The sequence below is a fragment of the Pseudomonas sp. MF08817 genome, from assembly GCF_059862705.1.
Genome location: NZ_JCBCUY010000012.1, coordinates 12,976 through 27,829, shown reverse-complemented (window position 1 = coordinate 27,829; position 14,854 = coordinate 12,976). Strand labels below are relative to the sequence as shown.

14 protein-coding genes and 1 pseudogene are annotated in these 14,854 nt (G+C 61.3%); 9 read left to right on the top strand and 6 right to left on the bottom strand.

Going from position 1 to position 14,854, the window contains the following annotated elements:
* Window positions 1-78: 78 nt before the first annotated feature.
* Genes AC19YR_RS09360 through AC19YR_RS09350 form a run of 3 tightly spaced genes read left to right on the top strand, consistent with a single transcriptional unit; the run spans window position 79 to window position 2,353 of the window.
* A complete protein-coding gene (locus AC19YR_RS09360; protein ID WP_500598142.1) occupies window positions 79-1,170 on the top strand; it encodes a hypothetical protein in 1,092 nt (363 codons plus the stop codon).
* Complete coding sequence (locus tag AC19YR_RS09355) at window positions 1,167-2,204, top strand: DUF6708 domain-containing protein (protein WP_500598141.1); 1,038 nt, start codon at window positions 1,167-1,169, stop codon at window positions 2,202-2,204. The genes AC19YR_RS09360 and AC19YR_RS09355 overlap by 4 nt, the downstream gene beginning before the upstream one ends.
* Window positions 2,204-2,353 carry a hypothetical protein gene (locus AC19YR_RS09350; protein ID WP_500598139.1) on the top strand — a complete coding sequence of 50 codons (150 nt, stop codon included), beginning with the start codon at window positions 2,204-2,206 and terminating at the stop codon, window positions 2,351-2,353. Before AC19YR_RS09355 ends, AC19YR_RS09350 begins: the two co-directional genes overlap by 1 nt.
* Window positions 2,354-2,590: 237 nt before the next feature.
* Here AC19YR_RS09350 and AC19YR_RS09345 read toward each other — a convergent pair whose 3' ends face one another.
* Together AC19YR_RS09345 and AC19YR_RS09340 are read right to left on the bottom strand one after the other, a co-directional pair.
* Window positions 2,591-3,901: a CynX/NimT family MFS transporter gene (locus tag AC19YR_RS09345; protein WP_500598138.1), complete on the bottom strand. Its 1,311-nt coding sequence runs from the start codon at window positions 3,899-3,901 to the stop codon at window positions 2,591-2,593.
* Complete coding sequence (locus tag AC19YR_RS09340) at window positions 3,891-4,550, bottom strand: FadR/GntR family transcriptional regulator (protein WP_095106199.1); 660 nt, start codon at window positions 4,548-4,550, stop codon at window positions 3,891-3,893. The genes AC19YR_RS09345 and AC19YR_RS09340 overlap by 11 nt, the downstream gene beginning before the upstream one ends.
* 106 nt (window positions 4,551-4,656) lie before the next feature.
* On the opposite strand from AC19YR_RS09340, the pseudogene AC19YR_RS09335 reads away from it, so the two are divergent.
* Window positions 4,657-4,931 (top strand): annotated as a pseudogene (locus tag AC19YR_RS09335) (type II toxin-antitoxin system MqsA family antitoxin); the annotation flags it as partial.
* A 62-nt stretch (window positions 4,932-4,993) separates the two neighbouring features.
* Here AC19YR_RS09335 and AC19YR_RS09330 read toward each other — a convergent pair.
* The 4 genes from AC19YR_RS09330 to AC19YR_RS09315 all read right to left on the bottom strand — a co-directional run bounded on the left by AC19YR_RS09330 (window position 4,994) and on the right by AC19YR_RS09315 (window position 9,155).
* A complete protein-coding gene (locus AC19YR_RS09330) occupies window positions 4,994-5,758 on the bottom strand; it encodes an amino acid ABC transporter ATP-binding protein (protein WP_095106197.1) in 765 nt (254 codons plus the stop codon).
* Window positions 5,759-5,768: 10 nt separating this feature from the next.
* Entirely contained in the window at window positions 5,769-6,866 is a 1,098-nt protein-coding gene (locus tag AC19YR_RS09325; RefSeq protein WP_095106195.1) for an amino acid ABC transporter permease, read from the bottom strand.
* A 10-nt stretch (window positions 6,867-6,876) separates the two neighbouring features.
* On the bottom strand, window positions 6,877-8,058 hold the full coding sequence (locus tag AC19YR_RS09320) for an amino acid ABC transporter permease (protein WP_095106193.1): 1,182 nt from the start codon (window positions 8,056-8,058) through the stop codon (window positions 6,877-6,879).
* Window positions 8,059-8,123: 65 nt separating this feature from the next.
* A complete protein-coding gene (locus tag AC19YR_RS09315; protein ID WP_095106191.1) occupies window positions 8,124-9,155 on the bottom strand; it encodes an amino acid ABC transporter substrate-binding protein in 1,032 nt (343 codons plus the stop codon).
* A 464-nt stretch (window positions 9,156-9,619) separates the two neighbouring features.
* Here AC19YR_RS09315 and AC19YR_RS09310 point away from each other — a divergent pair, with 464 nt between their 5' ends.
* The 5 genes from AC19YR_RS09310 to AC19YR_RS09290 all read left to right on the top strand — a co-directional run bounded on the left by AC19YR_RS09310 (window position 9,620) and on the right by AC19YR_RS09290 (window position 14,829).
* A complete protein-coding gene (locus AC19YR_RS09310; RefSeq protein ID WP_095106189.1) occupies window positions 9,620-10,276 on the top strand; it encodes an alpha/beta hydrolase in 657 nt (218 codons plus the stop codon).
* A gap of 83 nt (window positions 10,277-10,359) precedes the next feature.
* On the top strand, window positions 10,360-11,793 hold the full coding sequence (rhlB, locus tag AC19YR_RS09305; protein WP_095106187.1) for an ATP-dependent RNA helicase RhlB: 1,434 nt from the start codon (window positions 10,360-10,362) through the stop codon (window positions 11,791-11,793).
* 129 nt (window positions 11,794-11,922) lie between these two features.
* Window positions 11,923-12,882: an ornithine cyclodeaminase family protein gene (locus AC19YR_RS09300; protein ID WP_095106185.1), complete on the top strand. Its 960-nt coding sequence runs from the start codon at window positions 11,923-11,925 to the stop codon at window positions 12,880-12,882.
* A 116-nt stretch (window positions 12,883-12,998) separates the two neighbouring features.
* Window positions 12,999-14,129: an NAD(P)/FAD-dependent oxidoreductase gene (locus AC19YR_RS09295; RefSeq protein ID WP_500598133.1), complete on the top strand. Its 1,131-nt coding sequence runs from the start codon at window positions 12,999-13,001 to the stop codon at window positions 14,127-14,129.
* A 70-nt stretch (window positions 14,130-14,199) separates the two neighbouring features.
* Window positions 14,200-14,829: a helix-turn-helix transcriptional regulator gene (locus AC19YR_RS09290; protein WP_095106181.1), complete on the top strand. Its 630-nt coding sequence runs from the start codon at window positions 14,200-14,202 to the stop codon at window positions 14,827-14,829.
* The last annotated feature ends 25 nt before the right edge of the window (window positions 14,830-14,854 follow it).

Below are 14,854 nucleotides of genomic sequence, written 5' to 3'. Positions count from 1 at the left end.
CCGATGCCTACTGCTGGATGAGTACGACAAAGGCCAGGTCAGCGGCGGTTTGGGTGGGCTCACCAAATTAGCGGGGCCATGGTGCGCAGCCTGGGTACCCCTTTGAAGGCCGGGGCATCCGGGGCGTTGGATTTGGGGATCCGCTACCGCCTGTTGGGGTTGCTGGGGGCCTTGTCGGGCAAGCAGATCCTGGCGTTGTCGACCACGGCATCCGAGGCGCAGATGGCGCACATCATCAGCGAAAAAGTAGCGTTGTTGCAGCCGGGGATTGACCGCAAGGCCTTGCAGGACAAAGTCAGCAAGGAGCTCAAGCAACTGGAACGACAAGCAGGCGTGCGTGAACCCACAGGCAACAGAAATGCCCGCCAGAAAAAGGTTTTCAACTGGTACCTGATGTACGACGCCGACGTGGGCAAAGCCTTGACCGTCGACCACCGCGGCAAACTGAACAGCAACGCCCCCTTGCTCCTGAGCCAGGACGAACTGCGGCGGGTGGTGGCACAACGTCAGGCGACCTTGCCCAGGCTGGCGAACCTGGATGTCGGGGTCGGCGTGGTGGGTGGGGTATTGGATGGGTGGAATGCGTACATGGCGGTGCAGTTGGTGGATAAAGAGGGAGTTACGGCGAAGGCGGGGGTTAATTTGACGGCGGCGGTAGTGGGTTTGGCGGGTGCTGGGGCTGATCTTGCACACCGCGCGTGGAGTAGATACCCAATTGAGCAGATGCGTTTGGCTCAGAGCTTAAGACGAATCATCGAAAGTAAAGCAATAAAACTTGGTGGACTTGAATTCATAGGTCGAACACTTGGAGCCGTTGCTGGAGGTTTGACTGCTCTCGTAGATTTAATGGGCGCGTTTGATGCGAAAAATAAAGGAGATAGTCCGGTTTTTTTTTTGCGTTTGTTTACGGGGCTTATAGGGCTTGGTGCCTCGCTTGGGATACTGTTTGGTTTTATGACTGCCGGTTTCGGGTTTGTGGTTTTCCTAGTTCTTGCGGGGCTTTCTTTGCTTGGGGACTGGATTGTTAATGTGATTACAGATAATAAAATTGAGATTTGGTTAGGTCAAACGCCATTTGGCATCGAGAGGACTGTCCCATTTGAAAGTCTATCTGCACAGGACGTAGCATGGAAAATACTTTTAGGGGTACAAGATGAGGTGGGTAAATGAGTGCGAGGGGGCGAATTTTTGACGGTTGGATAACTCGTTATAAAATCAATCGTCCGTTAAATAAGTATGAGATTGATGAGAGGCTTCGAGTTGGCGTGCCAATAAATTTACCTCCAGTAGATAAAGGCATAGTTAAAATGAATGGTGTTTTCGTTGAGTATGTCGATCGCTATTTTTTTCTCCGCGGCTGGGCTGCGATGTGGGGGGTGATTTTCGCTATTGTTTTACTGTGGTTTGCAATCCTGTTTGGCTCTGCGGCATATGCTCTATACAAGGAGGATAGCGCTCTCCCGATAAATCGGCTGTTTGATCTCTCATTCGCACCTTTCTTGTTTGTGGGTTTGCTGTTGATTGTATTTGTCGTGGTGATTTTGAAAGATTTTTTTCGATATACTTACTATCCTATTCGCTTTAACCGTAAGACGCGTAAGGTGTATGTCTTTGCGGGGAATAAATATCTTAGAGCAATGGAGGTCAACTGGGATGACGCTTATTGGTTTATCGGTCGAGCGGGTGATGGCTCTAGTGTTATATATGATTTGCGCTGTCATATACTTAGTGTGGATGGTTTTGTTGAGTGCACTTTTGCGATAGGGTATTTGAGTGATACGCGCGCAGAGGCTTTGCAACACTGGGAAATGATCCGCCGTTACATGGAAGAGTCCCCAGCCACTTTGCCCTTCCCACCCCTGGCGTTGGTTATTTCCACCGAGCCAACTTGGCGAAACTGCTTGACCATACAAGTCGGCGGTACAAGTGGGCACTCTCCCTCTTTTATGTTGTTGACCGTGCCCTGGGCATTTTTTCGTTGGATATCCCAGCTCACCTGTCGGCGCCCGCGCTGGCCTGATGAGGTAGAAGAGGCCTGCCAAGTCCCTCTGGACGATCCTTATCGTTTGCCTGAGCCTGTGTCGTGCGGGGTGGTTGCCGGTATGGATGCAGCAGCAGAGGCCGCCTTGCTTGAGTATCGCGAGAAGGCGCAACTCGCTGCCGAAGCTTATGAAAACGCCCATCCGAAGCCGGATAGCCACTAATGCCTGAATGCGACCCATCGAAAATCTACCGCGTCTGCGACAAACGAGGCCTGGCGCTATTGCCGTTGCGCTACGCCGTGACCCGTCCCGCCCAACTCAGTGCACCGCCCTTGCAGGCGCAAGGAAGGTCATCATCGACCGTCATTTGACCTTGCCGAGATTGGCGAACATGGATGTTGGGGTCAGCGTCGTGGGCGGAATATTGGATGGATGGAACGGCTACATGGCGATGGAGTTGATGGGTAAAGAGGGAGTAACGGTTAAATCGAGAATCAACTGGCGGCGGCCTTAGTTTGTCGGGGCCAAGCTGGATATGGCGGATCGAGTTTTGAAATAGTTGCACCTCAAAAAAACACCCCCGCCCGCCCCAAGAAAACAGATGAACCCTACCCCACCTTCTCACTCACCACATTCACATATAGCGCCCGCCCGGCCCCCAGCCCCGCGATGATCGCTCCCAGGCCAATGACCCCGAAGATCCAGCCCAGGGCCGTCCAGCCGCCGGTCCAGTCGTGCACCAGGCCCACAGCGAAGGGCCCCATGGACGCTAGGGTGTAGCCAAAACCCTGGGCCATGCTCGATAAATTCGCCGCCACGTGGGCGTCGCGCGAGCGCAGCACGATCAGGGTCAGCGCCAGGGCAAAGGTGCCGCCCTGGCCCAGGCCCAGCAGGATCGCCCAGCCCCACAGGCCGTCGAGGGGCGCGTACAGGCAGCCGAACAAGCCCGCCAGGGCCAGCAACATGACGATGACAATCGCCAGGCGCTGGTCCTTGCCCCGCGTCGCCAGCCAGGGCGCGGCCAGGGAGCTGGCCAACTGCACGATCACCGAACCCGACAGCACCAACCCTGCCTGGGTTGGCGTCAGGCCCCGGCCGATAAGGATCGACGGCAACCAGCCGAACACGATGTAGGCCAGGGACGATTGCAGGCCCATGTACAACGTCACCTGCCAGGCCAGCGGATCGCGCAATAGCCCGCGCACCCGGTAGGCGGCATGGTGCGCACCTTGGCGACGCCCCACTTGCGGCAACCAGAACATCGCCGCCAGCACCGCCGGCACCACCCAAAAGCCCAGGCCCATGGCCCAGTTCTGGCCAAAGTGCTGGCTCAGCGGCACGGTCGCCCCCGCCGCCATCGCCGCGCCCAGGCACAGGGCCATGGTGTAGACCCCGGTCATGGTGCCCGCGTGCTTGGCGAAATCGCGCTTGACGATACCCGGCAACAACACGCCGATCACACCGATGCTGGCGCCAGCCAGGATGCTGCCGGCAAACAACCCGACCTCGCCGAACGAACTGCGCAGGACAATGCCGCCGCCCAGGGTGAGCAAAATGCCCAGCACCACCCGCTCGGCGCCAAAGCGCCGTGCCAGCACCGGCGCCAGGGGCGCGAACAGGCCCAGGCACAGCACCGGCAAGGTGGTCAGTAACCCGGCCTGGGCCGCCGACAACCCCAGGTTGCGCGACACCTCGCCCAGCAGCGGCGCCATGCTCGACAGGGCCGGGCGCAGGTTCAGCGCCACCAGCACCAGCCCCAGCAACAACAGCCAAGGGCGCAGCACCACAGGGGGGGCGTGTTGCACCTGCTCGTCGTCGGCTTCAGCGTCGATCAGCAGTTCCTCCAACTCGGCCGTGCGCTTGGCGTGAGGGCTGTCGTGGGGCCGGGCAGGCAAGGCGTTGTCGGTTTCAGGGCTCATTAATCAGTTGCCTCATCAGGGCCTTGGCCCGTTCTGGATCTTGTTGTTCAACCGCCGCCAACAGTTCGATATGCAAGTCGAACACTTCCTGGCGCCGTGGCGTGATGTTCAGGGTCTGGCGCAATTGCGCGCCGACGATGCTGGAAAAATAACGATACAGCTCGCTCAAGGTCGGGTTGTGCGCGGCCTCCACCAAGCGCCGATGGAAGGTCAGGTCGCAGGCGATGTAGTGGTCGAGGTCGCCGTGGTAATGGCGGCCGCTGATGTCCAGCGCCTCATGCAGGGCCTTGAGGTCCTCATCGGTACGGCGCAGCGCGGCCAGGCCGATGGCTTCGACCTCAAGGATCTGCCGGGTTTCGCGGGCCTGGTTCAGGGAACAGCGCGATAGCACCTTGAGGGTGTCCATCGGGTCGACCACGGCGCGCAGGTAACTGCCATCACCCTGGCGAATCTCGATCAGCCCGCAAAACGCCAGCACCCGCATGGCCTCGCGCACCGTGTTGCGGCTGATGCCCAACTCGCTCGCCAGTTCCGGCTCGGTGGGCAAGCGCTGGCCTACCACCCACAGGCCGTTGGAGATGCGCAGGCGTAATTGCTCCAGGGCCTGATCCACCAGAGAGCGCTTAACGATTGGAAGTATTTCTGTCATTGAATTTCGCCTTTTCATCCAATCATCGGATGAATTTTCCGACATGCTAGCCAGCTTTATCAGCACATTCAATGCGCCATAAAAATTCAAGTGGGTCATCGCCGCCCGGCAGGAAATCGGTGCAGAAATGAAGCGCATCCGCCGCAGACTGCACCTGTCGCAAAAAGACGCAGTGCTATTGCTGTCCGGTGGCGGGCACAACGCGTTTTCCCGTTAGGAACGCGGCGAGGTATTGCCGCCTAAGCCGTTGGCCGTGCTGATGCGTTTGCTGGATCGATACCCGCATCTGTTAGCCGATGCCAGGACGCTGGGAGAAGGGGTGGACTACGGCAACTCAAGCAGCGGGTGCACAAGGATCACGAGACCCTGACCGCTACCTGACAGGCAACGTGTGGGAGCGAGCCTGCTCGCCCCCACAAGAGCCCATCTTAATTAATTGCCCATCAATGCAGGATCTGGCTCAGGAACAGCTTGGTGCGGTCATTTTGCGGGTTATCGAAGAAGTCGTTCGGTGCGGCTTGCTCGACGATTTCACCCTTGTCCATGAAGATCACGCGGTTGGCCACGGTGCGGGCAAAGCCCATTTCGTGGGTCACGCAGAGCATGGTCATGCCGTCTTCAGCCAGGCCGATCATGGTGTCCAACACCTCCTTGACCATCTCCGGGTCCAGGGCCGAAGTGGGTTCGTCGAACAGCATGATCTTGGGTTTCATGCACAGCGCCCGGGCAATCGCCACGCGCTGTTGCTGGCCACCGGAAAGCTGCCCCGGGAACTTGTGCGCCTGCTCTGGAATGCGCACGCGCTCCAGGTAATGCATGGCGATTTCCTCGGCCTTGCGCTTGGGCAACTTGCGCACCCACATCGGCGCCAGGGTGCAGTTCTGCAGGATGGTCAGGTGCGGGAACAGGTTGAAGTGCTGGAACACCATGCCCACTTCGCGGCGGATCGCTTCGATCTGCTTGAGGTCGTTGGTCAGTTCCACGCCATCGACCACGATGCGCCCCTGCTGGTGTTCTTCCAGGCGATTGAGGCAGCGGATAGTAGTGGACTTGCCCGAACCTGAAGGCCCGCACAAGACAATACGCTCGCCTTGCTTGACGTCCAGGTTGATGTCCTTGAGCACGTGAAACTGGCCGTACCACTTGTTTACGCCCTGCATCTGAATAATGCCTTCAGGGCTCACAGGCTGTTTGATTGCTTCGCTCATCAGAAAACTCCTAACGCTTGTGGCCGGTGTCGAGTTTGCGTTCCAGGTGCATGGAATAGCGCGACATGCCAAAACAGAAAATCCAGAACACCAGGGCCGCGAACACATAGCCTTCAGTGGCCATGCCTAGCCACTTGGGGTCGGCGGCGGCTTGCTTGACGCTGTTGAGCAGGTCGAACAGGCCGATGATGATGACCAGGCTGGTGTCCTTGAACAGGGCGATGAAGGTGTTGACGATGCCCGGAATCACCAACTTCAAGGCCTGCGGCAGAATCACCAGGCCCATGCTGCGCCAGTAGCCCAGGCCCATGGCCGCCGCCGCTTCGTACTGGCCCTTGGGGATGGCCTGCAAGCCACCGCGCACCACTTCGGCAACGTAGGCTGACTGGAACAGGATCACACCGATCAAGGCCCGCAGCAGCTTGTCGAAGTTCATGCCTTCGGGCAGGAACAACGGCAGCATCACCGAGGACATGAACAGCACCGTAATCAACGGAACACCGCGCCAGAACTCGATGAAGGTCACGCAGACCACACGAATAGCTGGCATGTTCGAGCGCCGCCCCAGGGCCAGGACGATGCCCAACGGCAAGGCGCCGGCGATGCCCACAGTGGCGATCACCAGGGTCAGCATCAACCCGCCCCATTGGCTGGTGGCCACGGTGCTCAGGCCCAACCAGCCGCCGTGGAGCAAGGTGTACGCCAGGATCGGGTAGACCACCAGAAAGCTCAGGCCGTAGATCGCCTTGCGCGGGAAACGCGAAATGAACAGTGGTGCGACGCCTATCACCGCCAGCCACACGGTCAGGTCCACGCGCCAGCGCAGATCGGCTGGGTAGTAGCCGTACATGAACTGGCCAAAGCGCTGCTGGATGAACACCCAGCAGGCGCCCTCCTTGGTGCAATCGGCCCGCTCGGTGCCGACCCAATTGGCGTCGATGACCGCCCAACTGAGGATCGGCGGCACCACCAGGTAGATCAGGTAGAACGCGAACAGGGTCAGCAGGGTGTTGAGCCAACTGGAGAACATGTTGGCGCGCATCCACGCCACGATGCCGATGCTGCTACTCGGCGGGGGCATGTCGGGTTTGAAGGTATGGGTTGTCATGCGCGTTTCCTCACCGCTCGATCAGCGCAATGCGCTTGTTGTACCAGTTCATCAGCAGGGAAATGCTGATGCTGATCGCCAGGTACACGCTCATGGTGATGGCAATGACCTCGATGGCCTGCCCGGTCTGGTTGAGCACCGTGCCGGCAAACAGCGACACCATCTCCGGGTAGCCGATACCGGCAGCCAGGGACGAGTTTTTCGCCAGGTTCAGGTACTGGCTGGTCAGCGGCGGAATAATTACCCGCAGCGCCTGGGGGATGATGACCTTGCGCAGGGTCGGGCCGTTGCGCAGCCCCAGGGAGTGGGCCGCCTCGGTCTGGCCATGGCTGACCGACTTGATCCCCGAACGCACGATCTCGGCGATAAACGCCGCGGTGTACACCGTCAGGGCCAGGGTCAGGGCCAGCAGTTCCGGGATCAGCACCCAGCCGCCGACAAAGTTGAAGCCTTTGAGCTGGGGCATTTCCCAATGCACGGGCACGCCGAACATCAGGGTGCACAGCGCCGGAATCACCAGCAACAGCGCCAGGCCCACCCAGAACTTGTGGAACGGCACGCCGGTGGCGTCAAAACGCCGGTTGGCCCAGCGGCACATCAGCCCGATGGCCGCGATGGCCACCAGCACGCTGACCACGAACGGCCAGAAGCCTTCCGCGCCAATGGCCGCAGGCATGTTCAGGCCCCGGCTGCTGACAAAGAAGGTGTCGCCGAAGTTGTGGCTGTTGCGCGGCCCCGGCATGGTCAGGAACACCGCGAAGTACCAGAACAGGATTTGCAGCAGCGGCGGGATATTGCGGAACACCTCCACATAGACCGTCGCCAGTTTGCTGATGATCCAGTTGGGCGAAAGCCGCGCCACACCGACGATGAACCCCAGGAGGGTTGCCAGGATCACGCCGATGAAGGTCACCAGCAGGGTGTTGAGCAGGCCGATGACAAAGACCCGGGCATAGCTGTCCGCCTCGGTGTAGTCGATCAGGTGCTGGGCGATGCCGAAGCCGGCGCTGCGTTCAAGGAAGTCGAAACCGGAGGTGATGCCCCGGTGTTGCAGGTTGGTTTGGGTGTTGTCGAACAGGTACCAGCCCAGCGAAACAACGGCCACGATGGTGATGATCTGAAATAGCCAGGCACGCACTCGCGGATCGCTGAGGCTGAACCTCTGCTTGGGTGCGCCAATTGTTTTTTGCATGAAGTGCCCCAGGAAAAATGGAACAGAACATCACCCGGCGGTTGGCCCGCCGGGTGATAGATCCATCAGCGCACGGGTGGTGCGTATTGAATGCCGCCGTTGTTCCACAGGGCGTTCAACCCGCGGTCGATTTCCAGTGGCGTGCTCTTGCCCAGGTTCTTCTCGAACACTTCACCGTAGTTGCCTACTTGCTTGACCACCTGCACGACCCAGTCCTTGGGCAGTTTCAGGTCCTTGCCGTACTCGCCGTCAGCGCCCAGCAGGCGAGCGACGTCCGGGTTCTTGGTGGACTTGGCCTCAGCCTCGACGTTTTTCGAGGTGATGCCCGCCTCTTCGGCGTTGAGCATGGCGTAGCCGGTCCAGCGCACGATGGCCAGCCATTCGTCGTCGCCGTTACGTACCACCGGGCCCAGGGGTTCCTTGGAGATGGTTTCCGGCAGCACCACGTAGTCCTTGGGCGACGCCAACTTGCTGCGTTGCGCAAAGAGTTGCGACTTGTCGGAGGTCAGCACGTCGCAACGCCCGGATTCCAGCGACTTGGCGCTTTCATCGGAGGTGTCGAAGGTGATCGGGGTGTATTTGAGACCGTTGCCGCGAAAGTAGTCGGAGACGTTCAGCTCGGTGGTGGTACCGGCCTGGATGCAGATGGTCGCGCCGTCCAGCTCCTTGGCGCTCTTGACCCCCAGCTTGTTGTTCACCAAAAAGCCGATGCCGTCGTAGTAGGTGATAAAGCCGGGGAACTTCAAGCCCATGCCCGCGTCACGGGAACTGGTCATGGTGGTGTTGCGCGACAGCACGTCGATTTCGCCCGATTGCAGCGCGGTGAAGCGTTCCTTGGCGTTCAACTGGCTGAATTTCACTTTGGTCGCGTCGCCAAACACGGCGGCGGCCAGGGCGCGGCAGACATCAGCGTCGATGCCCAGGATCTTGCCGGTGGCGTCCGGTACCGAGAAACCCGGCAGGCCATCACTGACACCGCACTGTACAAAGCCTTTCTTTTTCACCGCGTCCAAGGTTGCGCCCGCCTGGGCAAACCCGCTGACACCGAGTACCGCTGCGGCAGTCACGACGGCCAGGGTGGATTTCAACATCTTCATTCAAACCTCCAGTTTTGCTCTTGTTGTGTCGGAGCGAGAGTCTTGCCGCACCCTTGTGAGGCGCTGTTGACCCGTGTTGGCGTTTTTTGGGCCAAGCGGCGTAAGACCTTCGCTATGAGTCTAGTAGGAGAATTCCCAAATCACGGGAAACCTCACGGCTCACCAAGCGGTCGAACGGGCTATGCCCTTTGCAGTTCGCCGAACCGTGAAGCGGCTGGTGAACGCCCATCCCTGGAGTGATTGCTGTCCCACGAGCACGGGGGCCTGGTAGTGTTACCGCCCCGCGTAGGATCGTCTGTACGAACTTACACATAGCAAACGTCGTACCATTCCTACCGCTAAAGCGATTCAGCGACACTGCAATAGCAAAACGTGCAGCAATGCGACATCTTCGTAACCGACAACCCTGACGCGCCCCCAAAACTCGCACCCACTCTGCGCGCGTGCACAACAATGGAGCAGCCATGACCGAGCCCTTGATTCTTCAACCCGAAAAAGCCGCAGATGCCTGCGTGATCTGGCTGCACGGCCTGGGCGCCGACCGTTATGACTTTCTGCCGGTGGCCGAGGCGTTACAGGAAACCCTCAAGACCACACGCTTCGTCTTGCCCCAAGCACCGACCCGCCCCGTGACCATCAACGGCGGCTACGCGATGCCCAGTTGGTACGACATTCTGGCCATGAGCCCGGCCCGGGCCATCAGCCGCGAACAGCTGGATGAATCCACGCAAAGTCTCACCGACCTGATCGAAGAACAGAAAACCCTTGGCATAGAGCCTTCGCGGATTTTCCTCGCCGGTTTTTCCCAGGGCGGCGCCGTGGTGCTGCACACCGCATTCGTGCGATGGCAGGGTGCCTTGGGCGGCGTGATTGCCCTGTCTACCTATGCGCCAACCTTCAGCGACAGCCTCCAATTGTCCGCCAGCCAACAGCGCATTCCGGTGCTGTGCCTGCACGGCCAATACGACGAAGTGGTGCAAAACGCCATGGGCCGCAGCGCCTACGAACACCTGAAATCCCGCAATGTCACCGTGACATGGCAGGAATACCCAATGGGCCACGAAGTGTTACCCGAAGAAATCCACGACATCGGCACCTGGCTGGGCGAACGCCTGCGCTGACCCTGGCGCAGGCTCTTTAAGCAATCCACTACGCCGCGCCCGGTTCTTGCATTACACTGGCCGGCACTTAACCAATTGATGAGATGACCGTGCTCAAAGCACTCAAGAAGATGTTCGGTAAAAGCGAGGCTGAGCAGCTCGCCCCTGTTTCCAGCGCCCCTTCTTCCAGCCCCAGCCAGCCGGCCTGCGGTCATCCGCCCAGGCCAGCCGAGCCTCAGGTTGCGCCCAGGGCCCCTCGCCCTGACGCGGAAAAACCACCGCAACCGCGTCGCGAGCGGGCGCCAAAACCGCCAGTAGCGGCCTGGAAACTCGAAGACTTCGTCGTCGAACCCCAGGAAGGCAAGACCCGCTTCCATGACTTCAAACTCGCCCCGGAACTGATGCACGCCATCCAGGACCTGGGCTTCCCGTACTGCACGCCGATCCAGGCCCAGGTGCTGGGCTTCACCCTCGCCGGCAAGGACGCCATCGGCCGCGCCCAGACCGGCACCGGCAAGACCGCCGCGTTCCTGGTGTCGATCATCACCCAACTGCTGCAAACCCCGCCGCCCAAGGAACGCTACATGGGCGAGCCGCGGGCGCTGATTATCGCGCCGACCCGCGAACTGGTGGTGCAGATCGCCAAAGACGCCGCCGACCTGACCAAGTACACCGGCCTCAACGTGATGACCTTCGTTGGCGGCATGGACTTCGACAAGCAGCTCAAGCACCTCGAAGCGCGCCACTGCGACATCCTGGTCGCCACGCCGGGCCGCTTGCTGGACTTCAACCAGCGCGGCGACGTGCACCTGGACATGGTCGAAGTGATGGTGCTGGACGAAGCCGACCGCATGCTCGACATGGGCTTCATCCCGCAGGTGCGCCAGATCATCCGCCAGACCCCGCCCAAGAGCGAACGCCAGACGCTGCTGTTCTCCGCCACCTTCACCGAAGACGTGATGAACCTGGCCAAGCAATGGACCACCGACCCGTCCATCGTCGAGATCGAAGCCCAGAACGTGGCCAGCGAAAACGTCGAGCAACACATCTACGCCGTGGCCGGCGCCGACAAATACAAGCTGTTGTACAACCTGGTCACCGACAACGGTTGGGAACGGGTCATGGTTTTTGCCAACCGCAAGGACGAGGTGCGGCGCATCGAGGAACGCCTGGTGCGCGATGGCGTGAACGCGGCGCAGTTGTCGGGCGACGTGCCGCAGCACAAGCGCATCAAGACCCTGGAAGGTTTCCGCGAAGGCAAGATCCGCGTGCTGGTGGCAACCGACGTTGCCGGGCGCGGCATCCACATCGACGGCATCAGCCACGTCATCAACTTCACCCTGCCGGAAGTGCCGGACGACTACGTGCACCGCATCGGCCGCACTGGCCGCGCGGGCGCCGATGGGGTGTCCATCAGCTTCGCTGGCGAGGACGACTCCTACCAGTTGCCGTCCATCGAAGCGCTGCTGGGCCGCAAGATCAGCTGTGAAACCCCGCCCACGCACCTGCTGCGAGCCGTGGAGCGCAAGCGCCCGTAAACCTGCGGGCAAAAAAACAGGCGCAGCCGGCAACGGACTGCGCCTTTTTTACGCCTGGCAATTGCAGATAAAAACTAAAAGTCCATAATGGACAAATTAGTTTAATCCAGCCGATCCGGGAGCTTCTGTATGTCCAGCACGCCTTACGTGATTGCCCAACCCCAGGCGCGCCAGCTCCTGGCCCAGGTCGATGTGCCGCAGATTTTGCGCAAGCTGTTCCGCGACCTCGCTGCCGGGCACGCAGTGCAACCGGCCCAGCAACGGGTGGAGTTCCCCCAGGGCGCGGGGGATTTCATCAACTACCTGGGCGTGTTGGCCGAGGACGGCGTGTACGGGGTCAAGACTTCGCCCTACATCGTGCGCGCCGAAGGCCCGTTGGTTACCGCGTGGACGCTGTTGATGTCGATGCACAGCGGCCAGCCGCTGTTGCTGTGCGATGCCGGCGAGTTGACTACCGCCCGCACCGCCGCCACCACCGCCGTGGCGGTAGACGCCCTGGCGCCCGCCACCGCCACGCGTCTAACCCTGATCGGCAGCGGCCCGGTGGCCTTGGCCCATTTGCACTACATCAAAGGCCTGCGCCCGTGGCAGGACATCCGCCTCTACTCCCCTGCCCTGGCGCACAAAAGCGCCGAGGAACTGGCCGGTTTGCGTGCCCTGGACCCGCGCCTGGAGATTGCCAACAGCCGCGAACAGGCCTTGCACGACGCCGATGTGATCCTGCTCTGCACCTCTTCGGCCGGCCCGGTGATCGACCCGGCCACCCTGAGCAAACCGGCGCTCATCACCTCCATCAGCACAAACGCGCCCCGCGCCCACGAGGTACCGCCCCAGGCCCTGGGCGCCATGCAGGTGTACTGCGACTACCGCCAGACCACCCCAGGCGCGGCCGGGGATATGCTGATCGCCGCCGAACAACACGGCTGGAGCGCGGACGCCATTGTCGGTGACCTCGCCGAACTGCTCAGCGACCAGACCCCACGCCCAACCTACGAACGCCACGTGTTCTTCCGCTCCATCGGCCTGGGCCTGGAAGACATCGCCCTGGCTAATGCCTTGTACCGCCAGCTCACCCCCCAGGCGCTGTAGCCAGCAGGCTTGCCCGCGCTCGGCTGCACAGCAGGCGCACACCATCAAGGAGCGCTTTGCGCTCCAGTGCGGGTAAACCCGCTTGCTACGGATGACCGACCTAGTCAGGAGCCCCCATGCCCCAAGCAGACTTCATCATTATCGGCGGCGGTATTGCCGGTGCTTCCACTGGCTTCTGGCTGTCGCGCCAGGGTCGCGTGGTGGTGCTGGAACGCGAGTCGCACCCCGGCTATCACTCCACCGGGCGCTCGGCGGCGATCTACACCGCCGCCTACGGTACGCCCCAGGTGCGGGCGCTGACCCTGGCCAGCCGGGAGTTTTTCGACCACCCGCCCGAGGGCTTCTGCGAGCACCCGTTGCTGTCGCCCCGGGGCGAAATGACCGTGGACTTCACCGGTGACGCGGCCGAGCTCAACAACCAATACCTCAGCGCCAAAGCCACCGTGCCACAGATGCAATTGCTCAGCGCCGACGAAGCCTGCGCACGCCTGCCGATCCTACGCCGGGACAAGGTTCACGGCGCGATCTACGACCCCAGCGCCAGCGACATCGACACCGACGCCCTGCACCAGGGCTACCTGCGCGGCATCCGGCGCAATGGCGGCCAGGTCCACACCGACACTCAAGTGCTGGGCCTGCACCGCGATGCCGGCGGCCAGTGGCAGGTGCAAACCCGCGCACAAACCTTCAGCGCGCCAATCATCGTCAACGCCGCCGGCGCCTGGGCCGACCAGCTCGGGGCAATGGCCGGCGCCGCGCCACTGGGCCTGCAACCCAAACGCCGCGCGGCGTTTGTCTTCGCCGCACCCGAAGGCGTTGAAACGCACCACTGGCCGATGTTGGTCAGCCTCGACGAGTCCTTCTACATGAAGCCCGACGCCGGCATGTTCCTCGGCTCGCCGGCCAACGCCGACCCGGTCGAACCCCACGACGTGCAGCCTGAAGAACTGGACATCGCCATGGGCATCTACCAGATCGAAGAAGCCACCACCCTGACCATCCGCCGCCCCACCCGCACCTGGGCCGGGTTGCGCAGCTTTGTCGCCGATGGCGACCTGGTGGCCGGGTTCGACCCGCAGGTGCCGGGGCTGTTCTGGGTGGCGGCCCAGGGCGGTTACGGCATCCAGACCTCCCCCGCGATGGGCATGGCGTCGGCCGCCCTGGTATGCGCCCAGGACCTCCCCGAGCCCCTCGTGCGCTGCGGCCTGAACGCCGCCATGCTGTCGCCGCAACGCCTGCGCGGGTGACGCCCCGCCCCGATTGCGGCACACTCGCAGCGCCCTGTTAAAGGGCGCTGACCTCGCCCGGAGCACCACCATGACCCCACCCCACGCCGACCCGGCCCTGGATAACTTCCGCGCCATTGCCGACGCCATTGCTACGCTGTTTTATCCCCACGCCGAAGTGGTGGTGCACGACCTGCGCACGCAAAAGGTCGACTACATCGCCAACAATCTGTCCAAGCGGCAAATCGGCGACGACGCGGCCCTTGAGGACATGCTCACCGGTGACAGCAGCGAACGGAACATCGGCCCGTATGAAAAGCTCAATTGGGACGGCCAGAAAATCCGCAGCCTGAGCAGCGTGATGCGCGACAGCCACGGCCAGGCGATGGCCGTGCTGTGCATCAACCTGAATATCTCGCTGTTTGAAAGCGCCAAGGCGGCGCTGGACCTGTTTCTGTCACCGAGCAGGCTGATCGCCCAGCCGGACTCGCTGTTTCGCGATGACTGGCAGGAGCGCATTAACACCTTCCTCCACGCCTGGCTGCGCGAGCGGCAACTGAGCCTCAACCTGCTGACCCGCGACCACAAGCGCGAACTGGTGCTGGCACTGCATGCCGAAGGCGCCTTCAAGGGCAAAAGCGCCTCTCACTACGTCGCCAACGTGCTCAACATGGGCCGGGCGACGGTGTACAAGCATTTGAAGGAAGCGAAGGCGGGGTAAAGAGCTGACGCTGTGGAGCGAATAG